Consider the following 25,096-nt stretch of genomic DNA (forward strand, 5'->3'; position numbering starts at 1 on the left):
GCTAGTTAAGATCTAGTTAAATGAAACATCTCTTTATGTTTACCTATTCTGAGGCTAGGTGTACCACTGCAAGGAGAAAAAAGCCACAGTATTGATACAAAGAGTGAGCTCTTTTAATAAGTTTCCAGAAAATAATATATGATCGTCTGTTTAACTTGCTTTTTAAAAACTTTTCTTATAAGATGAGGAATGAATATTCATTCCGAAGAGGTGTTGAATTTTGGGCGACAAACAAGAAGATATAAAACAGGCAGCTATCACGTTGTTTGCTAGAAGAGGTTTTGATGGCACAACTGTACCGCTAGTAGCTGAAGAAGCGTCTGTAGGTGCGGGAACTATTTATCGTTACTTTGAAAATAAAGAAGTATTGTTAAATGTTATTATGCAAGATGAAATGTTCAGACTTGAGGAATCATTAAAAGCGAAATTCCCTTTTGAGAAAACAACAAGGGAGCAGTTTAGCCACCTTTTTATCACATTAATTCGTTACTCTCAGGAGAATTTTGATGCCCTTATGCTTATTAATTCGCATACAACAAGCAGGCATATAACTGATAAGACAAAATGTGACTACACGTCTCTACTGACTTTTGTTTCAACCATTGTCGAAGCTGGCCGAGAGCAAGAGATGATTGATCGTGACTTGCCAATTGAAGCAATTGTGGCCATTACGTTCGGTGCCGTCGTCGAGCTTGCGAAATGTTTTAATGGTGGTGAACTATTGCTAACAGACGCATTATTAAAAACGTTAGATGAAAAACTATGGCGAGCGATTAGCCGTTGATTCGGTTGACGCTTGACCTTTCTATAAAAAAAGGAATGAATATTCATTCCGTATTATAAGAATAGTAAATGATGGAGGTTTCATAGATGAACATGTTTCGTACAAATAGATGGACTGCGTTAATAGTGTGGGTTCTAATCTCTGTACTGGCTTTCTTTTCTTTGCCTGATTTAGGTCAACTTGTTCGGGATAAGGGTGAAATCACGCTGCCTGATCATGTACAAAGTATTGTGGCAAGCAATCTAGAGTCGGAAATGAATGGGAATCAAGGAAGCACGTACGATCTCATTCTAGTGTTTGACGAAGAAAGTGAAGTAGCGCTTTCAGATGATCAAGTCGCTGAAATAAAATCAATTATTCAATCATTAAAAAATGAAAAAGAAGATTTAGGAATTACATCTATCGTCAATCCCTTTGAGAATCCTGAGATAAAGGAGCAACTTGTTTCAGAGGATGAATCTGCGGCTCTTGTACAAATGTCTGTTCGTCAGTCATTTGGGACAATTGATGAAGTAAGAGAAGTGATAAAACCGTTCGTCGACACAGACAAAGTTGATGTATACGTAACCGGTTCAGATCTTATTGCTGAAGACTTCACAAAAACAACAGAAGACGGCATTAAGAAAACCGAAATAGTAGCTGTTGTGTTTATTATTCTTGTTCTTATTGTTGTGTTTCGGTCTCCTATTGTACCTTTTGTATCGCTTATTACGGTAGGTGTCTCGTATCTAGTCTCAATGGCGATTATTGCGGGGCTTGTACAACATGTTGATTTTCCATTTTCTAATTTTACTCAAGTGTTTTTAATTGTCATTCTGTTTGGCGTAGGAACAGACTACAATATTTTGTTGTATACAAACTTTAAAGAGGAGCTAAGTAGAGAAGAGAATGTCGCTGTAGCGATAAAGAATACGATACGCTCATCTGGAAAAACCGTTTTATATAGCGGAATTGCTGTTTTAATTGGATTTGCGACGCTAGGACTTGCCGATTTTTCTTTCTATCAATCTACATCTGCTGTTGCAATTGGTGTAGCCATTCTCATTCTCGTATTGATTACATTAAATCCATTTTTTATGCACCTACTGGGCAAAAGGATGTTTTGGCCGAGCAAGCGCTTTGTTGGGCATGGCGACAGTCGCTTATGGGCATTTTTAGCAAGTCATTCTGTCCTCAGACCTGTTGTTAGTTTACTGCTTGTAGCTGTTTTTATTGTCCCGGTATTGATGCTATCAAAAGGGGACGTCCATTATAACGATCTATTAGAAGTTGATAATGGCTATTCATCTAAGCAAGGCATCCAACTTATACAGGATAAGTTCCCAAGTGGATTTTCATCGCCAGCAAGTCTCGTCATTCAATTAGACGAACCATTAGATACACAATCCATGTTAACGGAAATGGATCAATTAACAGATGCAGTTGGAAAAGTGGATGGTGTTGCTGAAGTCATGTCTCCTACCCGGCCAACGGGAGAAAAGATACAAGAGCTGTATATCGATGACCAAACGAATACAGTTGGGACGGGGGTTGACGAAGCGAATGGTGGCGCGAAGGAGATTCGTTCCGGCTTGTCCGAAGCGGAGCAACAGCTCTCTGAATCAAATGACAGTGACTTTGACCACATTCAGTTATTGATTGACGGTACTGCTGAAGCGTATCAAGGCAGTGTTGCTTTACAAGACGCTGTCTCCCAAATAGCTTCTGGCGTTTCAGAAGGGGCTAATGGAGCGGCGGAAATTGAATCGGGTTTAACCTTATTATCTACTAATTTGACAACGGTATCAGCTGCAACCACTGAGCTTTATTCTGTCTATAGTCAAATTGAAGCTGGCTTGCGTACATTTAGTGAAACATTTACGAGTGCGGTTGCGTTGTTCGAGCAAGGCATTCATAATATGACAGCCGTTCAAACAGCATTAGAGGTGTTTTTAAGTGAGAATCCCGCTATTGCGTCCGATCCTGCTGTAGTGGAAGCCCTTCAGAACGTTAGTGGAGAGGCAGAGCAAATGAATCAGCTCTCGGCACAGCTAACGGGAGCGACCCAAGAACTGGAACAAGCGTTAACAGCATTTAGTGAAGCCAATCAATCTCTCAATCAAGTAAATCAAAGTATGATTGAAATGAATGCAGGAGCTAACCAATTAGCAGAGGGTTCTAGACAATTGCAAGGTGCGCTTAGAGACGGTGCAGAGGGAGCGAAAACAGTTGAATCAGAGGCAGGTAAGTTGGGGGCAGGACTAACGCAAATTCAAACCGGCCAAGAGCAGTTGCAAGCAGGCTTACAAGATTTAAAAGGTCAAATGAACGTTTTACAAGAAGGATTACTTGCTAGTACAGAAGGACTTGATGAACTCTCGGCAGGTCTCGAAAACGCAGAACAATATTTAGGGGAGGTTAGTCATTCCACATCGGCACAACGCTTTTTTATACCTGAAGATATCCTCGAAAGTGACGAATTTCAAGAGGGATTATCCATGTATCTTTCGGATGATAAACAAATCGCACGATTTACGATTATATTAGACGCTGATCCGTTTTCAGCGGAAGCAATGGATGTCGTTCGAGAGATTCAAGAGGCTGGGGAAGCTTCAGTTAAAGGTACAGCGCTAGAAGATGCGAATATAGCTGTAGGAGGCCAGTCTGCCGTCAATGCAGATCTACGCGACGTTGCGAATGGTGATTTCTTATTCACCGCAACCATTATGTTAGGAGCTATTGCCCTATTCCTTATGGTTATTACGCGATCCATCCATTTGCCTTTGTTTATTGTCGGCATTTTAGCTGTTGCGTATTACACTTCGCTTTCCATCACGGAAATGGTGAGTGGCTCATTATTTGGTGTTGAAGAGCTAAGCTGGAATGTTCCCTTCTTTGGGTTTATTCTCTTAGTGGCTATTGGGGTAGATTATAGTATCTTCTTACTAATGAAATACCGCGAAACCGAAGGCGATGCACTATCTGCGATAAAGCTTGCTTCACGTCATATTGGTGGAGTCATCATCTCAGCAGCGATCATCCTTGGTGGAACGTTTGCCGCTCTTTATCCATCTGGTGTTCTCACGCTAATGCAAGTAGCGACTCTCGTGATTGTCGGTTTATTTCTTTTAAGTATTCTATTTTTACCTGTAGTGTTGCCAGCATTAATGAGCGTAACGAACAAGTTAGGTCGTTGGGCAAAACCAAATAAACAAGAAGAGTAAAGAAGCATAAGCAAAATCGGCAGCACATCATCTGTGCTGCCTTGCTTTTTGTAAGAAACCAATTCATTGAGGGGTAGGAAGATCAGCTATCAGCGTGTGCAACAGCACTTATTTCAATTAATTGCTCTGGAAAAGCTAAATAGGTAACGCCAATGAGGCTACCAGCAGGGCGGTGATCATGTAAGTGTTCCTTTAACATCTCAATGACCGTTTCCGTATGCGCTTGTGGGTTTGTTAAATATATTTCGATATAGGCGAGGTTGGAGGTTGTCACATCGAGTTCCTTAAGGACACGATCTAGATTTTCAAATGTTCGTTTCGTTTGCGCCTCGATCCCTTTTTCGCTTTCAAAGTTTCCTTCCTCATCGTACGCAAATTGGCCTGAAACGTAGATGGTGCCGTTCACACTATACCCTTGCGTAATTCCATGATCCCAAAGATTGTGATTGTAGGTCTTGACAATACTCATAATGAAATCTCTCCTTCAATTTAAGATAAAGTAAGTATAGTATTGATGTATACACAAGAATAGTACGCACTTTATTGATAGGTACTACCAGGGAGGATAGTGTCAAAATATGAGTATGGCTGAGTACAATGAAAAAGGTTCAATCAAGGAGACATCTTTTGGGTATGCAATGTCAGTGATTGGTGGGAAGTGGAAACTGCTTATTCTTTATTTATTAGCAGAACAAGAGCCTGTTCGTTTTAATGAAATGAAAAGACAAATCGGACCAATTACGTATAAAATGCTGAGTTCACAACTTAAAGAATTAGAAGCGGATGGAATGATAAAGAGACAAGAATATCCTCAGGTTCCGCCGAAAGTCGAGTACAGTCTCACTTCTAAAGCAGAGGAGCTTTTACCTGTACTGGAACAGCTATGTGAGTGGGGAGATCAAAATAGAAACTAGAAGAATTTCGGGAAATTGGTTTACCATTTCTAGAGCGGGTAATCAGAAGAAATTTAATAGTAAAGTATGTGCGAATACGCTTATCGTGTGCAAAAGGGCTTTACAAAAAGCGCCTTTAGCAGTAAAAACCAACCTTTTCATAAAGGTTGGTTTTTACTATTCATAGAAGCAATCCATTCGGAAGCAGGAAAGATCTACTGCTCATCCCAAAGAAGGCATATGAATAAAAAAAGAGTTTAGAAGATGTGGATTGTTCTCTTGCTCATTATTCTTCATCTGTATTCGTTGGGTACTTACTACGACGATAAGACATGGTGCCTAACAATACGTAGATAATGGACATGCCAGTAAAAATAAATACCCCTGATTGTCCATTTAAACCAAATGTAGGAAGGATAAAATAACTAAAAAGAGCGATTAGTATAGAAATAAACGAAGAAATAAAATAAATGATGTGAGGTGGGCGTTGTTTCCTCTTCATCGTTTTCTCTCCTCTCCTTCCAATTGATTCATTCTTCTCTCTAATTGTTCCATTCGCTTATTTTGCCTATTCAATTTCCCTTGAAATGAAGCCGTATAACTGAACGTCCCGACTGCAATCGAGACTGCAAGAGCAACATAAATGTCCATCTACTTACCACCCTCTATTTGCTTTTTTTCCATCATGCCAGATAGGAAATAGATAAACGCGAGGGCGAAACTTGAAAAGGTAAAAAGTAAAGGTTGATTATAGATAACCTTCATGATTCCAGAGACAAGGAAGATAGCCGAAGCGATAAAATAAATTTTTTTCATTTAAAACACCTCACGTTCTTTACGAATGGAAACTACAAAGGTTTCATAGCTATTTACTCGATCTTGCTTCGTTCTCGTTGAACAATCTCAGTAGGAGCACCTCTTTATAAAATGGCACTTGAGTAAATTATAAAAAATCAGATTTTTTATAATCGCTTGTTGACTTATCGGAATTATATGTTTTAATAATAAGAGAACTTTTTTACATAAAGATATGAAAAATTATGGGATTAAAAAGGGGGAGAAATAGTGAAAAAACGATGGACACTTTCTTTATCAGTAGCTGCTTTTACAGTGGTGCTTGGCGGCTGTAACACGGAGATGGGTAGTGACGAGCCAGCAAACAGTGATCGTGAAGAGGAAACAGCCAGCATTCAATTCGTGGAAGATACGCAAGTTGAAGCCAGTAATCCAGCTGCATCGCCAGCACTTGCAACAAATAGGGGAGAAACCATTGTCGTTGGCCTTCAAGAACCTGGGGGTGTATTTACACCATACTTTAATACAAGCGGATATGATGGGAATGTTCAAGCTGTCATGTTCCCACCGTTGGTTGATATTGATGAAAATGGCGAACCTTTCGGTCGATTAGCAGAGAATTGGAATGTTTCTGACGATGAGTTGACCTTCAGTTATACGCTACGAGAAGGCTTAACATTTGATGATGGTCGTCCATTCACAACTGAAGATGTCGCCTTTACTATTACGCTTCTCTATGACCCGAGCTATCCTGGATCAACCGACATCACGGAAACGAATTTAGTTGGTGGTTTGGATTACAAAGATGGAGACGCCGATGAGATAACGGGTATTACGATTGTGGATGAGCGTACAATCGAGTTCGAACTTGAAGAACCAAATGCACGTGCGCTCACCATGCTTGGTGGTCAAGTTTTAAGCAAAGCCTACTACGGTGAAGAATATGAAAAAGGAAATCTTGATTACATAAGCGATTTCCATCTGCGACCTGTTGGCGCAGGCCCATTTACGTTCGAAGCGTATAACCCAGGTGAAGAGATTCGTTTTACTTCAAACGAACATTACTATAAGGGCGAACCAGAAGCAGATGCATTTATTTATCGAACGACAGAAGGAGATTCCCAGCAGTTTTTCCAAACTGGAGAGCTTGATTATGGAACATTTGCGGCAGATCAAGACAATTTTGACATGCTTCAATCGTTAGAGTTTGCCGATATTAATTTGTATACGTCTTCCAATTACAGCTATATCGCCTTCAACCATGAATCTGACATTTTTAAAGATGCAAATGTCCGTAAGGCGTTTAACTACGGATTTGATCGTCAAACGTATGTGGATATTCGTTTTCAAGGGTTTGCTCAAGTCGCAAATGTCCCAGTATCACCAGTTTCATGGGCTTATACAGACGAAATTGAAGGCTTTCCCTATGACCCTGAGGAAGCGGAACGCTTACTTGAAGAAGCTGGCTGGGTTGAAGGTTCGGACGGAATTCGAGAGCGTGATGGAGAGAAACTACGTGTTTACTTCTTTACGACAGAAGCGAGTGGAGCTAGTGATGTCCTCGTAACGAGACTTCAAGAGGATTATCAGCGTATTGGCATTGACTTGCAAATTGAACAAATGGATTTTAATGCCTTGCTAGCACGTGTGGATAATGGAGATCATGATTTAGTCAGTTTCTCCACAACTATGCAGCCAGACCCACATATTGGTGTGCAAGCATTCCATTCGGATCATACAGGAAATACATTCCGTGGCTACAAGAATGAAGAAGTCGATGCACGAATTGATGCTGCAGTTGCTGTAAGTGATTTAGATGCCAGAGCAGAATCCTACCATGAATTATATGAAGCGCTTGAAGAAGATCCACCAATGATTTTACTAAATTATAATAAGGTCTTGTCTGCTACAAATGCACGCGTACAAGGCTTTGAGCCAAACGGCTTCCGGGGAATTTCACTTAGTCTCGAAGACTTACAAGTTGTTGATGTTGCTGAATGATTAGGAAAGGAGGACGGGTCGTCTGTCCTCCTTTTTTATTGAAGATAAAGGGGGTAGCTCGTATTGCGTCATTATGTAGTTAAACGCTTGCTTTATTTAATCCCAACTTTAATTGGGGCATCCATCTTAATTTTTTTCCTGTACTCGCTTGTTCCTGGAAACTTTATTGATGCTGACCCGAATTTAACAGCTGAGCGAAAAGCAGAATTATCAGCCTTGTATGGCTTCGATCAACCAACGTTTATTCGCTATTTTATTTGGATGGGGAACCTCTTTCAAGGTGATTTAGGGTATTCGCTTCAATTTCAGCGTCCTGTATCAGAGGTCCTTGGAAATTACATATGGAGTTCGTTTATTGTTGCTTTTGCTTCGCTTTTTTTAACTTGGGGCATCGCGGTTGTTATCGGTGTTGTATCAGCTACAAAACAATATTCCTTTTTTGATGGATTTGTTACCTTTCTCGTATTTGCGGCAATGGCAACCCCGTCCTTTTTCCTTGGCTTAATCGTTATTAAACTGTTTGCTGTTGATCTCGGTTGGCTTCCGGCGGGAGGGATGACAAGTTCAGGGATGAATTACACGGGATGGGCACGAATGAAGGGTATTTTGGAGCACATGATTTTGCCTGTTCTCGTTTTAACCATGCTAGGGATTGGTGGGCTCACTCGTTATTTTCGTACGAATATGCTTGAAGTCATCAAGATGGATTTTGTGCGTACCGCAAGGGCGAAGGGTTTAAAGGAAAAAGTAGTCATTTACAAACATGCGTTGCGCAACGCTCTATTACCAGCAATTACGCTGTTTGCGTTTGAATTACCAGCGCTATTTAGCGGAGCAATTATTATTGAGCAAATTTTTAACTGGCCCGGAATTGGCGCGATTTACATGCAAGCCTTTTCGGTTCGTGATTATCCGTTATTAATGGGCTTCACAATGTTTATTGCTCTTTTGACCGTTATTAGCAATTTACTAGCTGACTTGCTGTATGGTGTCGCTGATCCGCGAGTTCGGGTGAAGTAAGGGGGAAGAAGGTTGGAAAATCGTCCAAATGTACGATCATCACACATGTTTGATCTTGAAAAAGGACAAAAATCTTCTCTTTGGAGGGAAGTAGGGCGTCGTTTTATTAAAAATAAAATGGCGGTTGTCGGACTCCTTTTTCTTTTGTTTATCTTTTTATTTAGTTTTGTTGGGCCATTTTTTTCACCTTATATGACGAGTGGGACGAATTCTCAAATGATTCATCAAGCGCCAAGTGTAGCGCATTGGCTTGGAACGGATCATTTAGGTCGTGATGTGCTGACGCGCTTAATGCTTGCTGGTCGCATTTCTTTAACTGTCGGTATAGGGGCTATGCTATTAGCAGTATCAATAGGTGGGATACTTGGCATTTTAGCTGGTTATTACAAAGGGATTATGGATCAGCTCGTTATGCGGCTTGCAGATATTTTAATGACGTTACCTAGCATCCCACTTCTTTTTATTATGGCAGCAGTTATGTCTGAGTGGAGAGTGCCTGCGGAACAACGTCTTTACGTGGTTATGATTATGCTAAGTCTCGTAAACTGGCCAGGATTAGCCCGTCTTGTTCGTAGCCAAGTGTTAAGTTTGCGTGAGCGTGAATTTATGCAGGCAACAGAAGCATTAGGACTTAGGGATCGACGCAAAGTGCTAAACCATCTCCTTCCAAATGTAGTTCCGCTACTAATTGTAACCGCGACTTTAAGTGTTGGAGGTGCCATTTTGAGTGAATCTGTTTTAAGTTTCTTTGGACTCGGTGTCGTCCCGCCTACTGCATCATGGGGCAACATGATCAATACGGCGAATAGTTTAATTGATTTTACCAATCGTCCGTGGCTATGGATTCCGCCTGGTGTTGCCATATTTGCCACCGTCATATCTGTTAATTTGCTTGGAGATGGGCTTCGTGATGCGATTGATCCGAACATGAAAGGACGTTGATACCGGTGGAAAAAGTGAATCCGTTGTTAGAAATAGAAGAAGTACGCACCCATTTTCATACTGAGAAAGGGATCGTAAAAGCTGTTGATGGGGTAAGCTTTACGGTTCATCAAGGGGAAACGGTTTGTATTGTGGGAGAGTCGGGCTGCGGTAAAAGTGTAACCGCGTTGTCTATTATGGATCTTATTTCAGGATCAGGAAGCGTTTCTGGATCAATGAAATTAGCTGGTACAGAATTACGAACATTGTCAAAAGGAGATATGAGGCGTATTCGCGGAAATGAAATGGCAATGATCTTCCAAGAACCTATGTCTTCGCTCAACCCTGTTCTCACGATTGGAGAACAATTGATGGAAACGATTGTCAACCATACGGCGTTATCCAAGAAAGAAGTTAAGAAAAAAGCCCTTGATCTTATTGAACTCGTAGGGATTGGGCGTGGGGAATCTATTTTGAAGTCGTATCCGCATCAAATGAGCGGTGGTATGTTGCAGCGAATCATGATTGCCATTGCGCTTTCGTGCAATCCAAAGATGTTAATTGCTGATGAACCAACCACAGCGCTTGACGTTACCATTCAAGCCCAAATTTTAGACCTTCTTCGAATGCTAAAAGAAGAACAACAAATGTCTATGTTGTTAATTACTCACGACCTTGGTGTTGTTGCGGAAGTAGCGGACTATGTCGTTGTCATGTATGCGGGGAAAGTAATTGAAAAGGGCAAAGTGGAGGATATTTTTGAAAGTCCTAAACATCCTTATACAAAGGGTTTGCTTCAAGCTAAACCTATTCTTGGGTCACGTAGACAAAAACTTTATACAATTCCTGGTCAAGTACCACAGCTTTTAGATTTACCAGAATCCTGTTATTTTGCTGACCGATGTGAACACTGTATGGATATTTGCACAAGCAAAGCACCAACTTTAACAAAGGACGGGCAGAACCAACATGAAGTTGCTTGCTGGCTTTATGAAGAAAAGGAGGCGGTGCAATGAGCGAGCCATTCATAGAAGTAAATAGCCTCGAAAAAGTTTATAGTACGAAAGCATCTTTCTTCAATCGTAAACCAGAGAGAGTGATTGCTGTTGATCATGTGAGCTTCACTATTAATCAGGGTGAAGCATTCGGACTTGTAGGAGAGTCGGGAAGCGGAAAAAGTACCATTGGAAAATCATTACTTCGCCTTCATGATATTACGTCAGGTACTGTAACATATAAAAGGCAAAACGTGCATGAACTATCTAAAAGCGATATGCGTCGCTTGCGTCCTAAATTGCAGTTTGTTTTTCAAGATCCTTTTAGTTCTCTTAATCCACGTTTACGTGTAGGAGAGGCGCTTGCAGAGCCATTACTCGATCACGGCTTAGCTACAAAAGCGACTGTCAGAGAAAAAGTGCTAAATGTCATGGAACTATGTGGGTTACCTACATATCATATCGACAAATTTCCGCATGAATTTAGCGGTGGTCAACGACAACGCATTGGTATTGCTCGGGCTGTCATTATGGACCCAGAATTTATAGTTGCAGACGAGCCGGTATCTGCTTTGGATGTATCAATCCAAGCGCAAATTATCAACTTATTCCAAGAACTGCAAGAAGAGAAAAATATGGCCTATTTGTTTATCTCTCATGACTTAAGTGTAGTGGAACACTTATGTACCCGTATCGGTGTTCTTTACCTTGGAACAATGATGGAAATGGGAAGTAGAGACCAACTTTATCAAAATCCTCTTCATCCATATACAAAAGCACTCCTTGCCGCTGTCCCTATACCTGATCCCAAGCGCAAACGACAGCGGGTTCCTTTGAAGGGAGATGTCCCAAATCCTGCAAATCCACCAACTGGATGTAAATTTCACACACGCTGTCCAATTGCCACAAACGCATGTGCCAGTAAAGTACCCTTATTCCGTGAGGTTGAATCAGGTCATTATGTAGCGTGCCATTTTGCTTAAACACAACCAGTTGAGTGAGGTTTAAGAAAGCACCAAGCGTTTTTAGCTTGGTGCTTGTATGCGTTGCGTTTAATGCAAGAGGATCTTTATAATGTGTTAGTGGAAGTCATTAACCGTTGTTTATCTGTATCAAAATAAATATCTAAAAATGTATTGTCTGAAAACTTTATTACAACAGCACTTTCCGTTATTTCTAGATCAGAAACAGCCTTACCTTTAAGTTGTTGAACGATTCCCTCATTTTCCATATTCATTCTCCTCTCTTTTTGTGTACTAGTGTTCTACTTAGATGGTACACTTAACAAATGCCAAAGTAAAGACTGATAAACAAACTTTTTTATAATAGATAAAACCATTTAGCAAAAACGACAAAAAAGCCTTAACCCATGTCTTTGGTTTAAGGCTTCTATTTGTTTAGGATCATTGAGTAGGTGCCATCCACATCGGTTCAAGGGTGTTGCCATCTAGATCTAGTACTTCAAGGCCAAACATGTGCTCCTCTGGGATACCGTGATCAATGCGATAATAATGACCGCCGTTCTCTTTCGCTTTTTTAGCGAATTGTTTTATGGCGTCTGCGCTTTTCATTTCAAAAGCAATTAAAGCCGCACTTGTTTTCTGTGTGTCTGCAATTGTTTTACCTTGAAGAAATTGTTTATAGAAATCATGTGTTAACAGCATAATCCAAAAACGATCGTCCCACATCATGGCACTTGCGTGTTCATTCGAAAACATTTCATTTTTCTCAAAGCCCAGCTGTTCATAAAAATGTGTTGATATTGCTAAATTGCGAACAGGAAAGTTTACGAAAACTTTTGTCGTCATTACAGCACCTCTTTACTCGTCATACAAGTAGTGTAACCTTATTCTGTGTGCGTAACCAGGTGTATGTAGTAAAAAAGCTACCGCCATTTACTAAAACGGGGCGATAGCTTTACACAATTATTCATCACGTTCTTGTTTTAAAATATCACCAGTCTCTGCATGAAGATCGATGTCATACTCAACGTTATCAACCATGACTTCAAGCTCATAAAGGGGGATGCCATCGTCGTAATCACGTTCACTTTCCAGTATTGTCACATGTTCACCTAGTTCCGACTGGATAAAAGCAGTTACTTCATCCAATGAAAGAAAAGACTTTGCTCCGTCCTCAGATGTACTGTTTAGGAGCTCATCATCCATTTTGACAACATCACCCGTTTCCGCATCGATAACCAAGTCGACGTCGTCGTCATATTGGGCGAATTCAATCTTATAAACAAGGAGCCCCTTTTCTTGTTCTAATTCAATTTCCTTTACATTTGCTAAGCCGCTTTTTTCAACCGCAATCGTTTCAGCCTCTTGTTGTGTTAAAGCTGGCTTTGCTTTGTTCTCAGTTAGAAGCAAATCACCATCAATGTCAATTAGGTCACCAGTTTGAACATCGAATGTAAATTCATACGTTTCTTGAGGCGTACGAACATCGACTTCATACACATCGACCCCATCTTCAACATCTTGCTTCGCTTTAACCATATTGCCTCCAACATACTCTTCCGCTTGCTTAACAGCTTGTTCTAATGATAGAGAGGAAGCAGTCGTTCCTGCAACTGTGGTTGATTGCGCAGTGACTTCTTTCACAGCAGGATCTTCTTTGGCATTTGCAATACTCCAAGTTGCCCCTCCAGCTACTAGTAAAGCGCATGTCCCGGTAATCATAACGGTTTGTTTTTTCATCTTTCTGACCTCCAGTTGTTTTTGATAGCTTTACTATAGCCTCTACAAATGAAGGAACCGTGAAAGGAAAATGAGAGTTTGATGAGAAATTCATTAATCCCAAATAACCGAAATAATCTCACCAGTATACGCATCAATAATGACGAGGGCATCGTCATCACGCCCTGTATCTTCCAATTCTACTTCATAGACAAGTCGATTGTTGCGGGTTTCCTGTTCTACATCTTCAACTGTTCCTGGTATCTCAGAAAGAGCAATTTCGATTGCCTGATCCGGAGAGAGGATCGCTTGTTCTTCTTCAAGGCTAGTGCGGATGATGTGACCTGTAAAAGCATCCACCTCGACCTCTCCAGCCCGACCATCTACGCTATAGTCCACATAATAACGGTTATCCTGTAAGTCCATATTGGATACGTCAATCCCTTGTTCTGGATAAGCCTCCAACAACATCGCCTTGATCTCTTCTTCACTTAACGGAGTCTCCCGTTGATTTAACAAGCGCAACGATTGAATAGAGCCTGATGTCGCATCTAGTGTTAGCTCATATTCGCCTGACCCTTTTAAAAAAGTGAGTTGGTAGACGTGTTCATCGCCTTTATACGTAATGGATTCCATTTCGTTTGGATCAAATCGTTCCATGACAATGGCTGAGATTTCCGCATCACTTAAGGTGTCTTGCTGAAGCCAGCGATATATAAACATACCTGTGACAACCAACATGCAGCAAGCGACGAGAAGAAGCCATTTCCTAATACGTGTCATCGTCATGCTCCTTTCTCACTAATGGTAGCGTCACATAAAACGTAGAGCCATGGTTTTCGATACTTTCCAGTTGAAGTAATCCATCATGTTCTTCTACAATTTTTTTCGCAATAGACAGACCTAATCCGCTACCACCTGTTTCTCGAGAGCGTGCTTGATCGACACGATAAAACCGTTTAAAGATTGCTGCTTGCTCTTTTTGACTGATGCCAATTCCTTGATCCTTAACAGAAATCATGCATTGCTCTTCTGTATGTCTTTTTACACTTACAGTGAGCGCATCGTCTGAATACTTAATTCCGTTATCAAGTAATAGGAAAAAGAGTTGTTTCAGTAAATGTTCAGATCCTCGTACGTACAGTGGAGGATCTGCATCAGTAAACGTAATAGGCCTTTCAGAAGCGATGCTCATTCTTTCACATGTCTCTTTTACAAGCTGATTGATGTGAAGAGGCGTTTTCTCATGTGCTGGTGTTTCGCCTTTCGCTAGTAGCAGCATCTGCTCTGTTAAAGCTTTCATCCTTGTTGATTCAGACAGGATTGCGTCAACGGCTTCATCAATCATAGAAGGATCGTGTTTTCCCCATCGCTCCAACATTTTGGCATAGCTTTCCACAACCGTGAGTGGTGTCTTTAGTTCATGGGAGGCATCTGACACAAATTGTTGCTGCTGATCGGCATGTTGTTGAAGTAAATCAATCATATGGTTAAAAGAATGGCTTAAGTCAGCCAGTTCATCTTGTTTCGTCGGGACATCAGCTACTTTTCTTAGTGTACCTTGATGACGGATGTCATTCATCGTTTCAGCTAAAGAACGAATAGGCTTTAAAATAAATCGTCCTAATGCTTGACTTGCTAAAAAAGTTGGAATGAAAACAACGAGGGACGCAATCAGTAAAATCATCCCAAGCAAGGGCAAAGTTTCATCTAGATAATCAAGCTGCTGAGTAAGTTGCAAGGAGACGACTTGCCCATCTGACCATATAAGTGGGGTATAAGCAGTGGCGTACCGGTCGTCATCAACGTGCACTACATCCGCTGTTTCCTTTGATGAAAAGGATGAAGGCCAGTCAAGCAAATCGTCATTTTTCGTGACAGTTAAAAGAGAAGCGCCGTTCTCATCAACAAGCCGTAACATCCCGTTTTCAGGGGCATACGTATGGATAAATTGATTGCGCGCCTCAGGGCTTGAGTTTGCTTGGTCAATCCCAGTGGAAATAGAGACAGCTTGACTTGCAAGCCGATCCAATTCACTGGTTGTTAAGTTTTCTTTAAACAGCGCATAAACAGACAAGTTGACTATAAGAAGCAAAATCGTCACAAGTCCAGTTGAAAATAAGGTAATACGCCATGACAATGTCATGAGCTTGATTCCTTTAACATGTAACCAGCTCCGCGAACGGTTTGAATAAAGGCTAAGCCAAACGGCTTTTCTACCTTATTGCGTAAGTACCGAATGTACACATCAACAATATTTGTTTCGCCATAAAAGTCATAGCCCCATACACGCTCCAGCAATTGTTCTCGTGATAACACTTGATGTTGATGTTCAAGTAAACAGCAAAGTAGCGTATATTCACGATTGGTGAGGGAGACCTCGTTCCCTTTAACGTGGACTTCATGGGATGCGGTATCAACACGAAGAGAGCCAGCTGTTAATAGAGAAGAAGTTGAAGGTTTTTCAGCGATCGTAACAGGACGCAGAGACACACGAATGCGTGCTAGTAACTCTTCGATTTCAAATGGTTTGGTCATGTAATCATTGGCACCAAGGTCAAGCCCGGTTACTTTATCAACGGTGGCATCTCTAGCCGTTAGCATAATAATTGGTGTTGAATCATCTCGACTACGAACCCGTCGTAATAATTCAATGCCACTTAATCCAGGGAGCATCACATCAAGAAGCAACAAATCAAACGAGTGGGACTGGAGTGCTTCCCATGCATCAAATCCATTATGAAAAATGGTTGTCGTATAGCCTTCATGAGTTAATTCTAATTGGAGCACGCGAGCAATCCGGTGCTCATCTTCAACGACAAGTATATGGCTTTTCCTTTCCATAGGATCGTCCCTTCCACCAAGATGTATTCTTGAACGTAGCGTACACAAAAAAAGGGAACGTGACAAGTTAAAATCAGATGAGAGAAGGGAGCGGGTGCTTAACCAAATAAAAATTCGAAAAAAGGTAACGATAGCGAAAGGCAGAAAATGATAAAGGAATGAAATGTTACCAACATCGTTTCCTTGCCCACCAATCGGCAATGAATAAAAGCGGAAATACGCGGTACAAACAGTTCAACAAAGATTTTCCATTCTATTAAAGGTAGAAGCGTAAAGTTTGAGATCGAGTTGAAGAAAGGTACATCGAAGGTAAAAAAAGACTAGTTTTCGTTCCGAATAGGTTTTTTCTTTCTTAATTGAAGTAGAACAATCCCTATTATGATGAGAATCGTGCCTACAATTTTGATAATAGAGAGTGATTCATTAAAAAGAATAACACCAAATACAACAGACATCGCAGTACCCACCCCGCCCCAAATAGCGTAAGAAATGGATAAAGGTAGTTTCTTAACGGCAAAGGCTAGGAAACTAAACCCTAGAAAATAAGAGGCAAGGCAGCCAATGGTAAAAAGAACCTCTGTAAAGCCATTTGTATACTGAAGCAGAATTTGTCCACATAATCCAAAAAAAATCGCTAATGCCAAATACAAATAGTGTTTCTGCAAAACCATCCACCTCAATCTTTTTAAGAACTACTATTCAATAAAATAATTCCGGAAAGCAAAATCGTTAACGCCACAATGGATTGTTTACTAACTCGCTCGTTTAGAAAAAAAAGGGAAAACAGTACGGTTGATGCTATTCCTAAGCCCGACCATGTCGCAAAAACGATACTCATAGGTAAATAGATGAGAGATCTTGCTAGAAAAAAGAACGCTAAACCGTATCCAAAAAAAGTTAATAAACTCGGTACAATGAATTTTAGGCCGTTAGAATGTTTTAACTGAATTGAGGCATAAACCTCAATGACAATGGCAAGAAAGAGAAAAAGGTAACCGAGCACATTATAACCTCCTAAAATACTTTTGACAGTTATATACTAACCCTTTAAACTACATTTAGCAAGCTGAAATGATGAGGAGAGCGGTAACAATGAACGAAATGAAACCTTTTGAATTAAGCAAACGTACTGGAAATATTGGGTTAGATTTTATCAATTCAGCAAACTTTCACCGCACTGAAAATCATCAAGAGTGGTTTAATAGTGAGATGGATGTGATGAAGTGGGCGGATTACACCGGGATTTCTGTAGAGGAAGACTCCGGCTCTGCTATGAGTTTGGCTGAAATGATTGAGTTAAGAGAAGTAATGTATCGACTAGCGCTTCATGCCATAAAGCGGACAATAGCGGCTGTAGATGATCGTCGCACATTCAATGAATGGATCAAACAAGCCCATAAGCATACGGAAGTTACACAGAATGAGGCTGGAGTATTTGAAAAGAAGTTAATAGGAGCAGGAGGGTTAACAAACATTGCTTATGTCGTCGTCCTAGCATTTGGAGACTTGATCATGTCAAAGACAATTCAGAAAGTAAAGCAATGTCAAAGTAGCCGTTGTGAGTGGCTTTTTATTGATCAAACAAAGAATCAAAGTAAACAATGGTGTTCGATGAAGGTATGTGGCAATAGAGAGAAAGCAAAACGATTTTACCATTCAACGAAAAAGTAAAGGTCACACGTTGCTGAGTGAATTAGATAGTAAAAAAAGATGGGGCTTACACCCCATCAACCGAGCATTCTCCAATAGATAAGCGAGCTAGCAAGCAGTACAAACATAACAAGAGACAGTATTCTTAAAAACAGTAGCCCTTTGCTCGTCTTCTCTCGTCGTATGCGTTTCATACAGAAGAAAAAGAATAGGAAAGCGAGAAGCAGTAACACATAATTAAGCCCAATTTGAACATAAAACTCACTAAAGCGTCTTGCTGTGTCTGTTAGCATACGAAATGCCATGATGCCAACATTTACAATAAGAGCGAACGACAGCAGATGCAAGCCAATAAACGGTTTCGTGCTTTTTTTGTTTGAACGGCGTATCTTCCGTATGAGAAAGGCAACCGGAATCGTTAGCGCAGCTATAATTTGATAAAGACAAGATACAACCAACAAAATAAGAAGGGCTTGATTCATCCAAGAGTTAGGGAAATAATCACCTGCTGAGCTTGATACTTTGACGAGTTCGCCATCTTCCATTTGGGCATAAAGATAAGGCATAGTTAGAAACAGTGGGGCACCTTCATCCAATGCGTACACATAGGGTTGCACTTGCTGGTAAATGGCGGATTCACCTCCAAAGGAGACGACAATCGACTCATTGTCATGTGGTTCAATTGACATCATTAGGAGCGAATAATAAAGACGAATAAAAGAGGAATCCATCTTTCTTGACTGTTGGAAGGAACCGCTTACTTCGCTCGTGTCTGGCAAGGAACTAGTTGTTTTAGTCGTATCTAAACCGACTAGAGTTGTCATGAGCTCCTGTGTGAAGTGCAATTCCCCACCTTGATTCGTCAACACAATGACCCCAAATCGTTCATCAGGAACAAGCTGAAAATGACTAGAGAACGCTGCCGTATTGCCGCCGTGACCGACCGTCCTTTGTGAACCTGGGAATTCCCAAAAACCATGGGCCAATCCAGGAAAATTGTCTGTAGGTGCATACGTTTGTGTAAACAGCTCCTCTAACGTCGATTCAGACTGAAACAGTGTTGATTCGCCATCTTCCGGCATAAGGGCGAGAGCAAACTGCGCTAAATCAAGGGCAGTTCCATTTAAGCCGCCAGCAGGGTAAATCGACACATAAAAGGGGTTACCCTCAATAAACTCACCTACACCGGCTGGCAAATATCCGTTTACTTTATTCGTTTCAACCGTGCTTGTCGGATCATTTGGAACAAATGCAGCCTCTACTGGCTCATCGTACGTAGAAAAGATATGATCGTGCACATACTCATAAAATGGTTGCTCCGTCACAAGTTCAACAATGTACCCAGCTAGCGCATTCGAGTAATTGGAGTAAGCAACCACTTCACCTGGTGGATAAATCTGCTTGGGCTCACCACGTTTTAAGCCTTCTTCCAATGATTCAACAAGTGCCTTATCACTGTAACCAAGATCAAAGACATAATCCTCGAAGCCAGCCTGATGATTGATTAAATGCATGATTGTAATCGGCTCATCATAGTGAAGCCTTGTTAAAAAGCCTTCTGGTAGATACGTCCGTACATCCTCTTGTAAATCAAGTTTTCCTTCCTCAACAAGCTGCATCACAGCTATGTAGACAAACAACTTGCTAATGGATCCCCATTCAAAAACGGACGTTTCAGCATCAATAGGCACGTTGTTTTCAACATCCCCTTGACCGTAGCCTTTAGCTAACACAATCTCCCCATCTTTAACAATGACAACACTCGCTCCGACGGTGGATTGCCCAATATGCTCAGAAGCAAATTGATCAACAACGTCTTCAACCTCTTCTAAAGGTATACCTGAGGGGGTGGAGGCAGCCATTGCGAGAAAAGGGTTTACCAACAGAATACAGATAAAAATAATGGGAAAGATGAATGATTTCATAAAGTCTCCTTAAGGTTTCGTCGTTTATTTGTTGTAATACGTTTGAAGAAGGGAAAAGGTTCAATATAAATTTGCTATCCTTTTTTTTATCGGAGAAGAAAGGGTAACCATTGAGCGATAAAAACGTAGACAAACAAAGAAGGTTCCTCATATGCAGAGAAACCTTCTTTGCGAAACTTAATTTTCTAATTCATCACGGGTAAATGTAAACGTCGCATCGTTGATGGCGCTAATACCGGTTAAACCAGGCTTCACGCGGAGATAATTTTCTTCATCGATATAACCTTGATAAACCGCCGTCCCAGTCATTTCATCTCCCGGAGCAATCTCTCCCTCGACCCCGTCGTATTCATCGTACCACTCAGAATCATCTGGCATGCCTGATCCTTCTAGATAATCGGTGTACTCAAACGTTCGAGATGTTTCCAAAGCGTCAATGGGCTCATCACCAATGTTTTTAATGGTAATCGAAGCAATGATATAGCCATCTAATTCCGGCATTTCCCCATCAATCTCCTCAACCATGTCCACACTATTAAGGGTAAATTCAAAAGAAGCAATGTTGCTGTGCATAATGGCTGTATCTCCGACAACAAGATCTAGTTGATCTTCGCCTTCTTCTGTCGTAGCACCGGTGTCAGCTATCTCATCCTCGACGCCATCATCTGTACCTGCATCATCCGTTGTAGATGATTCTTCAGCTGGAGCGCTTGAAGCGTCGTCGTCAGAATCGGAGCATGCACCTAAAATAAAGGGAATAGCGACCATTGTAGCTATCAAACTAGTTGTACGTTTCATATGTATATTCTCCTCTTATTTAATTGTTCTCTCTTCACATAACCTTTTTTTCATTTCTTAAACATTTTGTTAAAAATTGCTGATGGGATTGTATAATAAATTCATATTAAACGAGACGCTTAGATTTGAATAGAGAAGATTAAGTTGTTTTTTAGATACAAAATCGGTTACAACCGCGCATAAATGGACCAGATTCAGTTGAGGAATCCCTTTAAGATAAAGCCAAGGAGTTGAAGGTATGGCAATGATTGATGTATTACAAGAAACGATTGACTATATGGAGACGCATTTGCTTGAACCACTAACAATCAGCGAGATCGCAAAACAAGCCAATGTGTCCCCGTTTCATTTTCAACGGTTGTTTACCGTGTTAACGGATATGTCTGTGGGTGACTATTTACGCAAACGGCGCTTAACATTGGCAGCACAAGAATTGGTCAGCTCAGATCTGAAAATCATTGATGTTGCGTACAAATACCAGTACGAAACGCCAGAAGCCTTTACAAAATCCTTTCGTAAGCAACACGGGGTTACACCAAGTGCCATTCGGAAAGGGCTTGGTAAGGTAAATGCGTACAATCGGCTTGTTGTGCACGTACAATTGAAGGGAGCAAATCCAATGCGCTATCGAGTAGTAAAACGAGATGAATTTCAAATAATTGGAACAAGGAGGACATTTTCACTTAGAAACGATAAAAATACGAGAGACATACCGAAGATGTGGGATCAAGCTGCACAAGATGGCACCATTGCAACCTTAGCTGGGTTAAACAATGGAGAAATTAAAGGTTTGTTGGGGGTATGTGTAGACAACCAAGTGTATACGAGTATTGAAAAAGTTGAGTATTGGATTGCGGCAGAGTCATCTGCGAGTGAATCAGACGAGTTCGAGAAGCTTGTTTTACCAGCATCCACGTGGGGCGTATTTGAAGTACACGGACCAGCTCCAAGCGCAATTCCAAAAGTATGGAAAGAGATTTTCTCAGAATGGTTCCCATCGAATCCATACGAGCACGCAGGCACTCCCGAACTTGAAGTCTATGTAGATGAAGATGTGATGAAAGAAGATTCTTATGCGGAGATTTGGATTCCGTTGAAGTGAGGAAGGGTGGGAGTAGAGCAACGTGTTAAAAGAAAGACTCCCTCTCAAATACCATAGCTATTAAGAATGGTGTCTATTAAGTGCTTTCAATAGACATCTTTTTTATGATTGATTTACAAGCAAACGAAAGGCTTTTTAGAGTAAATAATCATATTGTCTAGTAGATTTTGAAACTACTAAAACTAGATTGCCGTATAGATAATAGAGATAATCATTTCGAAGAAAAATAGTCCCTCTAAACTATTCATTTTAAAAACTCATCTATTTTTATTATTTACTCTATTGGGATTAAATGGAATGTTGAGTTTAATCATTTTTCGAGGTTTAGGCATTATTTATTTACGGATAGTCTTAATTGAAAATCGAAAGTATTATACGGATTAAAACTTAACTTGGCAATCGGAGTTGGTTAAGATGTAGTTAAAGGAGCAATTACGAGACCATGGAGCGAATTAAATGATTGTTTATGCTGGCGTTATGTTTTTATTATCAATTAGTCTTGCTTTTCAATATATAACAGCACTTGTTTTTCTTGTCCTTGGAAGAAACAATCCATATGCACGGTTTGTGGAGAAATTTTATGAGCACCATCCGAAAGACTGGTACGATAAGTTTATGAATGTTTTCTACATAATGAACTATGGGGTTGCTCATCGTGCTTATGAAAAAGTCATGACCAAACATGGTGGTATTAAAGGGAAATTGCGCTATTTGGGGTTAATTTTTATCGCGACAGTTGTTTTAGCTATTGTTGCAAATATTATTAATGTGATTGAAATTAGGCTCACAAGTTAGAAAAACTAAGATTGGCAATTTAAAAGTTAAACAGCAAGGTTTTTTATAGTTTTTGCTAAATAATGAAAAGTTGGGTAAAAGTACAAAAAAGTTAAAATCAAAGTGGGTAAAATGGAGACAATTGGTTTAATTATCTTTACTATTGTTGGTCTTTCTATCGGATTGCAGTTTATAACAGGTATGTTGTTTTTTTTATTTGGCATTTCTTCACCTATAGGTAGTTACCTATCGAACTACTATGTGAAAAAGCCTAAAGATTTTTTTGACTGGTTCACAAATGTTTTTTATATAGCTGCTCATAGTTTTGCCCATCTTTCGTTTTTAAAGTTGATTGAGAAACATGGTGGATTTAAGGGAAGGCTCATTTATCTCGGTCAATGGATTGTCATTTTCGTTCTTGTTGTTATAGCAGTCAACATTCCTTATATGTTTTAAAAACAATTGCTTTTTGACAATGTGTGGCAGTGAAACCATTGCCGTGTCATTAAGATAATTTCACAGAAAATGATACTAAATTGATTGGGCTGATAGCGCCAGGTGCTGGTTAAGTTGAAAATTAGAACTATGGAGCGAATTGAATGATTGTTTATATGGGTATTCTTTATTTAGTAGGTTTGTGTTTAGCGTACCAATACATAACAGCATTTGTTTTTCTTGTGTTTGGAAAAAACAATCCATATGCACGATTTGTGGAGAACTTCTATGAGCACCATCCGAAAGACTGGTACGATAAGTTTATGAATTTTTTCTACATAATGAACTATGGGGTTGCACATCGTGTTTATGAGAAAGTCATGACCAAACATGGTGGTATTAAAGGGAAACTTCGCTATGCGGGATTGGTTTTTATGGCGACAATTGTATTAATTATTATCGGTAATATCATTAATGCTATTGAAACTAGTCTTACTAGTTAAATAAAAGGAAAAAAGCTTTAAAATAAGGTATCACACTAACATCTACAAGATAAGGAGAATACTAGATGAAACCATTTATATGTAGTACAACTGAAGAATAAATTTTACTTTTTACAATATGTGGATATGAAACAATAGCTGAGTTATTTGGATAGATAGTATTTAGGAGAAGTCAGAATAGAACTGGGGAATGTCATTTAAAGTGGCGCGCATCAGCTTATGCAGCTTAAAGGCGTTTATGAGAAAACTTTAAAAGTTGGTTGGTTTAGATAATTAAATATTTGAGATGGAGCTGTTGAAACTTTGATAGATGTTTTTGCGTTTATAATAGGTCTTGCTATAGCTTTTCAATTGATTACGGCGATGCTGCTTTTTATTCTAGGAAAGAATACGCCTTTTGTCTTCTTAGTTAATAAACTGTATGAAGAAAAACCGAAGGGTATATATGATCGGTTCATGAATGGTTTTTACTATATGTTTTTTGGAATTGCAGTTGTTTTATTTCGACGTTCGACTGAAAAACATGGAGGAATAAAGGGGCGTTTTATTTTTCTTTTAGAGTGGATTGGAATAACAGTAATGCTATTCATTCTTGTCAACATTCCCCATATGTTTTAACGCAACCATTTAAACGATAAGAATATGAATAGATGAAACCATTTATGCGTTGCACGACGGAAGAGTGGATTGTACTTTTAACCATGTGTTGGTGAAAAGTCGGACTTTCACAGCGCTAAGAGAGATGTCTACTCAAATGATGACGTTATCATTCAAAAAACTTCTTTGAACAAATGGAAAGATGTTAGTGGGAAATTGCTTAACCGTGTGCTGAAACAAGCTGTGAAATAAAGGAGGGAGAACGTCTACATGAGTGTATATAAAACAACAAGAGATAAAAAAGTAATAACGGGCTACAGCAGTTTAGTGGTAGGACTGACTGCCATTATGGCGATCTTTGTAATAATGGATGATTCCATCGGACGCCTGTTGTTTTTTGGTTTTTTATTTATTATAGGCATGATTTATTTTGTATCGGGCATGGTGTTTATTTCTTATGAGTTCAAAGAAGAAGGGTTGGTTGCCCAAGCAGGCTTTATTGGCAGGGTTTTTCCCTATGAAAGCATGACAGCCATTGAGCCAATGGGCAGCCCTTTCTCGGGTAATGAGCGAATTCTTGGCTCTTCCCATGGGTTTACGATTAAACATACAGGTCCAAAAGGGGAAGTGAAGATCTCTCCCGAGCGTATGGAAGAATTTAAACGAGAATTAGTGAAACGGGCACCTCAGTTGGATGACCGTATGGAAGCAAAGGTAAGATAGGAGGGAGTATGGTGTCGGTTGAAATCATGCGAAGTCGAGTTCAATCAACAGAAAACTTTATTGAAACAGCGAATGATAAAATCAATCGTTTACGAGCATGCCGAGCTCGTTTAATGGGTCAAGAAATCACAATGGCGCATGCGAAGCACACATTTAAAGAACCAGCACTAACAAAAGATACGTGGTACGGTAAACATGCAAATGAATTTGATGCTGAACGAGAGGCTGAAGTTGTCAATTCGTATAATGATCTTTTAAACGAAGTAGGCGAAACAATAGAAAAAGCAACTAGAGAGATTCAGTCAACGCAAGAGGTGATTAACCATCAGCATAGCCTCTTAAGTGACTACAGAATTGGACTTGAACGAGCGATCGAGCGCGAAAAAGAAAGGTAGAAAATTTATGATTGTTCACAAAAAAGCTAGAGTACCACTCACACCATGCAGGTAAAC

30 protein-coding genes are annotated in these 25,096 nt (G+C 40.1%); 16 read left to right on the forward strand and 14 right to left on the reverse strand.

What is annotated here, in order from left to right:
- The first annotated feature begins 220 nt into the window (after positions 1–220).
- Both PQ477_RS17565 and PQ477_RS17570 read left to right on the forward strand, forming a co-directional pair.
- A complete protein-coding gene (locus tag PQ477_RS17565) occupies positions 221–784 on the forward strand; it encodes a TetR/AcrR family transcriptional regulator (protein WP_052008264.1) in 564 nt (187 codons plus the stop codon).
- An 86-nt stretch (positions 785–870) separates the two neighbouring features.
- Positions 871–3,987 (forward strand): MMPL family transporter, encoded by a 3,117-nt coding sequence (locus tag PQ477_RS17570; RefSeq protein WP_274272576.1) that lies wholly within the window; start codon positions 871–873, stop codon positions 3,985–3,987.
- An 82-nt stretch (positions 3,988–4,069) separates the two neighbouring features.
- Here PQ477_RS17570 and PQ477_RS17575 read toward each other — a convergent pair whose 3' ends face one another.
- Positions 4,070–4,456, reverse strand: coding sequence for a RidA family protein (locus tag PQ477_RS17575; RefSeq protein ID WP_060705918.1), 387 nt, complete (start codon positions 4,454–4,456; stop codon positions 4,070–4,072).
- Positions 4,457–4,565: 109 nt separating this feature from the next.
- On the opposite strand from PQ477_RS17575, the gene PQ477_RS17580 reads away from it, so the two are divergent.
- On the forward strand, positions 4,566–4,901 hold the full coding sequence (locus PQ477_RS17580; RefSeq protein WP_035396099.1) for a winged helix-turn-helix transcriptional regulator: 336 nt from the start codon (positions 4,566–4,568) through the stop codon (positions 4,899–4,901).
- A gap of 265 nt (positions 4,902–5,166) precedes the next feature.
- Here the strand turns inward: PQ477_RS17580 and PQ477_RS17585 are convergent, their stop codons facing one another.
- The 3 genes from PQ477_RS17585 to PQ477_RS17595 are packed head-to-tail and all read right to left on the reverse strand — an operon-like array spanning position 5,167 to position 5,696.
- Complete coding sequence (locus tag PQ477_RS17585) at positions 5,167–5,382, reverse strand: hypothetical protein (protein WP_060705917.1); 216 nt, start codon at positions 5,380–5,382, stop codon at positions 5,167–5,169.
- Positions 5,379–5,531: a hypothetical protein gene (locus PQ477_RS17590; protein ID WP_274272577.1), complete on the reverse strand. Its 153-nt coding sequence runs from the start codon at positions 5,529–5,531 to the stop codon at positions 5,379–5,381. Before PQ477_RS17590 ends, PQ477_RS17585 begins: the two co-directional genes overlap by 4 nt.
- A complete protein-coding gene (locus PQ477_RS17595; RefSeq protein ID WP_186370777.1) occupies positions 5,532–5,696 on the reverse strand; it encodes a hypothetical protein in 165 nt (54 codons plus the stop codon).
- Between the two features lie 321 nt (positions 5,697–6,017).
- Here PQ477_RS17595 and PQ477_RS17600 point away from each other — a divergent pair, with 321 nt between their 5' ends.
- The 5 genes from PQ477_RS17600 to PQ477_RS17620 all read left to right on the forward strand — a co-directional run bounded on the left by PQ477_RS17600 (position 6,018) and on the right by PQ477_RS17620 (position 11,595).
- Positions 6,018–7,676 (forward strand): ABC transporter substrate-binding protein, encoded by a 1,659-nt coding sequence (locus PQ477_RS17600; protein WP_081762265.1) that lies wholly within the window; start codon positions 6,018–6,020, stop codon positions 7,674–7,676.
- Positions 7,677–7,739: 63 nt separating this feature from the next.
- Entirely contained in the window at positions 7,740–8,696 is a 957-nt protein-coding gene (locus tag PQ477_RS17605; RefSeq protein ID WP_274272578.1) for an ABC transporter permease, read from the forward strand.
- Between the two features lie 45 nt (positions 8,697–8,741).
- Positions 8,742–9,638: an oligopeptide ABC transporter permease gene (gene opp4C / locus PQ477_RS17610; protein WP_274273594.1), complete on the forward strand. Its 897-nt coding sequence runs from the start codon at positions 8,742–8,744 to the stop codon at positions 9,636–9,638.
- 14 nt (positions 9,639–9,652) lie between these two features.
- A complete protein-coding gene (locus PQ477_RS17615) occupies positions 9,653–10,633 on the forward strand; it encodes an ABC transporter ATP-binding protein (protein WP_035396185.1) in 981 nt (326 codons plus the stop codon).
- A complete protein-coding gene (locus PQ477_RS17620) occupies positions 10,630–11,595 on the forward strand; it encodes an ABC transporter ATP-binding protein (protein ID WP_035396110.1) in 966 nt (321 codons plus the stop codon). The genes PQ477_RS17615 and PQ477_RS17620 overlap by 4 nt, the downstream gene beginning before the upstream one ends.
- A gap of 86 nt (positions 11,596–11,681) precedes the next feature.
- On the opposite strand, the gene PQ477_RS17625 is transcribed toward PQ477_RS17620, so the two are convergent.
- From PQ477_RS17625 to PQ477_RS17660, 8 genes are all read right to left on the reverse strand, one after another.
- Complete coding sequence (locus PQ477_RS17625) at positions 11,682–11,843, reverse strand: hypothetical protein (RefSeq protein WP_164468421.1); 162 nt, start codon at positions 11,841–11,843, stop codon at positions 11,682–11,684.
- Positions 11,844–12,015: 172 nt separating this feature from the next.
- Positions 12,016–12,420, reverse strand: a complete 405-nt coding sequence (locus PQ477_RS17630; RefSeq protein WP_035396113.1) for a VOC family protein — start codon at positions 12,418–12,420, stop codon at positions 12,016–12,018.
- A 117-nt stretch (positions 12,421–12,537) separates the two neighbouring features.
- Positions 12,538–13,314, reverse strand: a complete 777-nt coding sequence (locus PQ477_RS17635) for a PepSY domain-containing protein (protein ID WP_274272579.1) — start codon at positions 13,312–13,314, stop codon at positions 12,538–12,540.
- A gap of 93 nt (positions 13,315–13,407) precedes the next feature.
- Positions 13,408–14,076: a PepSY domain-containing protein gene (locus tag PQ477_RS17640; protein WP_274272580.1), complete on the reverse strand. Its 669-nt coding sequence runs from the start codon at positions 14,074–14,076 to the stop codon at positions 13,408–13,410.
- Positions 14,063–15,439, reverse strand: coding sequence for a HAMP domain-containing sensor histidine kinase (locus tag PQ477_RS17645; protein WP_274272581.1), 1,377 nt, complete (start codon positions 15,437–15,439; stop codon positions 14,063–14,065). The genes PQ477_RS17640 and PQ477_RS17645 overlap by 14 nt, the downstream gene beginning before the upstream one ends.
- A complete protein-coding gene (locus PQ477_RS17650; RefSeq protein ID WP_274272582.1) occupies positions 15,436–16,137 on the reverse strand; it encodes a response regulator transcription factor in 702 nt (233 codons plus the stop codon). Before PQ477_RS17650 ends, PQ477_RS17645 begins: the two co-directional genes overlap by 4 nt.
- Positions 16,138–16,457: 320 nt before the next feature.
- Entirely contained in the window at positions 16,458–16,802 is a 345-nt protein-coding gene (locus PQ477_RS17655) for a DMT family transporter (RefSeq protein WP_052008077.1), read from the reverse strand.
- Positions 16,803–16,822: 20 nt separating this feature from the next.
- Positions 16,823–17,140 (reverse strand): DMT family transporter, encoded by a 318-nt coding sequence (locus PQ477_RS17660; RefSeq protein WP_186370778.1) that lies wholly within the window; start codon positions 17,138–17,140, stop codon positions 16,823–16,825.
- A gap of 89 nt (positions 17,141–17,229) precedes the next feature.
- Between PQ477_RS17660 and PQ477_RS17665 the strand changes: the two genes are divergently transcribed.
- Positions 17,230–17,808 carry a CGNR zinc finger domain-containing protein gene (locus PQ477_RS17665; RefSeq protein WP_035396124.1) on the forward strand — a complete coding sequence of 193 codons (579 nt, stop codon included), beginning with the start codon at positions 17,230–17,232 and terminating at the stop codon, positions 17,806–17,808.
- A gap of 56 nt (positions 17,809–17,864) precedes the next feature.
- Here PQ477_RS17665 and PQ477_RS17670 read toward each other — a convergent pair whose 3' ends face one another.
- Together PQ477_RS17670 and PQ477_RS17675 are read right to left on the reverse strand one after the other, a co-directional pair.
- A complete protein-coding gene (locus tag PQ477_RS17670) occupies positions 17,865–19,712 on the reverse strand; it encodes a serine hydrolase domain-containing protein (RefSeq protein ID WP_274272583.1) in 1,848 nt (615 codons plus the stop codon).
- A gap of 177 nt (positions 19,713–19,889) precedes the next feature.
- Entirely contained in the window at positions 19,890–20,510 is a 621-nt protein-coding gene (locus PQ477_RS17675) for a DUF4352 domain-containing protein (RefSeq protein ID WP_274272584.1), read from the reverse strand.
- A gap of 238 nt (positions 20,511–20,748) precedes the next feature.
- On the opposite strand from PQ477_RS17675, the gene PQ477_RS17680 reads away from it, so the two are divergent.
- The 7 genes from PQ477_RS17680 to PQ477_RS17710 all read left to right on the forward strand — a co-directional run bounded on the left by PQ477_RS17680 (position 20,749) and on the right by PQ477_RS17710 (position 25,039).
- A complete protein-coding gene (locus PQ477_RS17680) occupies positions 20,749–21,612 on the forward strand; it encodes an AraC family transcriptional regulator (protein ID WP_274272585.1) in 864 nt (287 codons plus the stop codon).
- Between the two features lie 456 nt (positions 21,613–22,068).
- Positions 22,069–22,407, forward strand: coding sequence for a hypothetical protein (locus PQ477_RS17685; protein WP_055735189.1), 339 nt, complete (start codon positions 22,069–22,071; stop codon positions 22,405–22,407).
- A 111-nt stretch (positions 22,408–22,518) separates the two neighbouring features.
- Positions 22,519–22,842, forward strand: a complete 324-nt coding sequence (locus tag PQ477_RS17690; RefSeq protein WP_055735190.1) for a hypothetical protein — start codon at positions 22,519–22,521, stop codon at positions 22,840–22,842.
- Positions 22,843–22,985: 143 nt separating this feature from the next.
- Entirely contained in the window at positions 22,986–23,324 is a 339-nt protein-coding gene (locus PQ477_RS17695) for a hypothetical protein (protein ID WP_274272586.1), read from the forward strand.
- A gap of 303 nt (positions 23,325–23,627) precedes the next feature.
- Complete coding sequence (locus PQ477_RS17700) at positions 23,628–23,942, forward strand: hypothetical protein (protein ID WP_274272587.1); 315 nt, start codon at positions 23,628–23,630, stop codon at positions 23,940–23,942.
- 249 nt (positions 23,943–24,191) lie between these two features.
- The gene (locus tag PQ477_RS17705; protein WP_274272588.1) at positions 24,192–24,644 is read left to right on the forward strand and encodes a PH domain-containing protein; all 453 of its coding nucleotides are present in this window, start codon (positions 24,192–24,194) and stop codon (positions 24,642–24,644) included.
- 11 nt (positions 24,645–24,655) lie between these two features.
- Positions 24,656–25,039 carry a YwqH-like family protein gene (locus PQ477_RS17710; RefSeq protein ID WP_038479592.1) on the forward strand — a complete coding sequence of 128 codons (384 nt, stop codon included), beginning with the start codon at positions 24,656–24,658 and terminating at the stop codon, positions 25,037–25,039.
- Positions 25,040–25,096 lie beyond the last annotated feature (57 nt).

The organism is Shouchella hunanensis (assembly GCF_028735875.1).
In the GTDB taxonomy this organism is placed as follows: domain Bacteria; phylum Bacillota; class Bacilli; order Bacillales; family Bacillaceae_D; genus Shouchella; species Shouchella hunanensis.

What these genes read in the sequence shown, in the direction of transcription:
- PQ477_RS17570 (WP_274272576.1), top strand. Translation starts at nt 871, where the DNA reads ATGAACATGTTTCGTACAAATAGATGGACTGCGTTAATAGTGTGGGTT.
- PQ477_RS17575 (WP_060705918.1), bottom strand. Translation starts at nt 4,456, where the DNA reads ATGAGTATTGTCAAGACCTACAATCACAATCTTTGGGATCATGGAATT.
- PQ477_RS17580 (WP_035396099.1), top strand. Translation starts at nt 4,566, where the DNA reads ATGAGTATGGCTGAGTACAATGAAAAAGGTTCAATCAAGGAGACATCT.
- PQ477_RS17585 (WP_060705917.1), bottom strand. Translation starts at nt 5,382, where the DNA reads ATGAAGAGGAAACAACGCCCACCTCACATCATTTATTTTATTTCTTCG.
- PQ477_RS17590 (WP_274272577.1), bottom strand. Translation starts at nt 5,531, where the DNA reads ATGGACATTTATGTTGCTCTTGCAGTCTCGATTGCAGTCGGGACGTTC.
- PQ477_RS17595 (WP_186370777.1), bottom strand. Translation starts at nt 5,696, where the DNA reads ATGAAAAAAATTTATTTTATCGCTTCGGCTATCTTCCTTGTCTCTGGA.
- PQ477_RS17600 (WP_081762265.1), top strand. Translation starts at nt 6,018, where the DNA reads ATGGGTAGTGACGAGCCAGCAAACAGTGATCGTGAAGAGGAAACAGCC.
- opp4C (WP_274273594.1), top strand. Translation starts at nt 8,742, where the DNA reads ATGTTTGATCTTGAAAAAGGACAAAAATCTTCTCTTTGGAGGGAAGTA.
- PQ477_RS17620 (WP_035396110.1), top strand. Translation starts at nt 10,630, where the DNA reads ATGAGCGAGCCATTCATAGAAGTAAATAGCCTCGAAAAAGTTTATAGT.
- PQ477_RS17625 (WP_164468421.1), bottom strand. Translation starts at nt 11,843, where the DNA reads ATGGAAAATGAGGGAATCGTTCAACAACTTAAAGGTAAGGCTGTTTCT.
- PQ477_RS17630 (WP_035396113.1), bottom strand. Translation starts at nt 12,420, where the DNA reads ATGACGACAAAAGTTTTCGTAAACTTTCCTGTTCGCAATTTAGCAATA.
- PQ477_RS17635 (WP_274272579.1), bottom strand. Translation starts at nt 13,314, where the DNA reads ATGAAAAAACAAACCGTTATGATTACCGGGACATGCGCTTTACTAGTA.
- PQ477_RS17640 (WP_274272580.1), bottom strand. Translation starts at nt 14,076, where the DNA reads ATGACACGTATTAGGAAATGGCTTCTTCTCGTCGCTTGCTGCATGTTG.
- PQ477_RS17645 (WP_274272581.1), bottom strand. Translation starts at nt 15,439, where the DNA reads ATGACATTGTCATGGCGTATTACCTTATTTTCAACTGGACTTGTGACG.
- PQ477_RS17650 (WP_274272582.1), bottom strand. Translation starts at nt 16,137, where the DNA reads ATGGAAAGGAAAAGCCATATACTTGTCGTTGAAGATGAGCACCGGATT.
- PQ477_RS17665 (WP_035396124.1), top strand. Translation starts at nt 17,230, where the DNA reads ATGAACGAAATGAAACCTTTTGAATTAAGCAAACGTACTGGAAATATT.
- PQ477_RS17670 (WP_274272583.1), bottom strand. Translation starts at nt 19,712, where the DNA reads ATGAAATCATTCATCTTTCCCATTATTTTTATCTGTATTCTGTTGGTA.
- PQ477_RS17675 (WP_274272584.1), bottom strand. Translation starts at nt 20,510, where the DNA reads ATGAAACGTACAACTAGTTTGATAGCTACAATGGTCGCTATTCCCTTT.
- PQ477_RS17680 (WP_274272585.1), top strand. Translation starts at nt 20,749, where the DNA reads ATGGCAATGATTGATGTATTACAAGAAACGATTGACTATATGGAGACG.
- PQ477_RS17685 (WP_055735189.1), top strand. Translation starts at nt 22,069, where the DNA reads ATGATTGTTTATGCTGGCGTTATGTTTTTATTATCAATTAGTCTTGCT.
- PQ477_RS17690 (WP_055735190.1), top strand. Translation starts at nt 22,519, where the DNA reads ATGGAGACAATTGGTTTAATTATCTTTACTATTGTTGGTCTTTCTATC.
- PQ477_RS17695 (WP_274272586.1), top strand. Translation starts at nt 22,986, where the DNA reads ATGATTGTTTATATGGGTATTCTTTATTTAGTAGGTTTGTGTTTAGCG.
- PQ477_RS17705 (WP_274272588.1), top strand. Translation starts at nt 24,192, where the DNA reads ATGAGTGTATATAAAACAACAAGAGATAAAAAAGTAATAACGGGCTAC.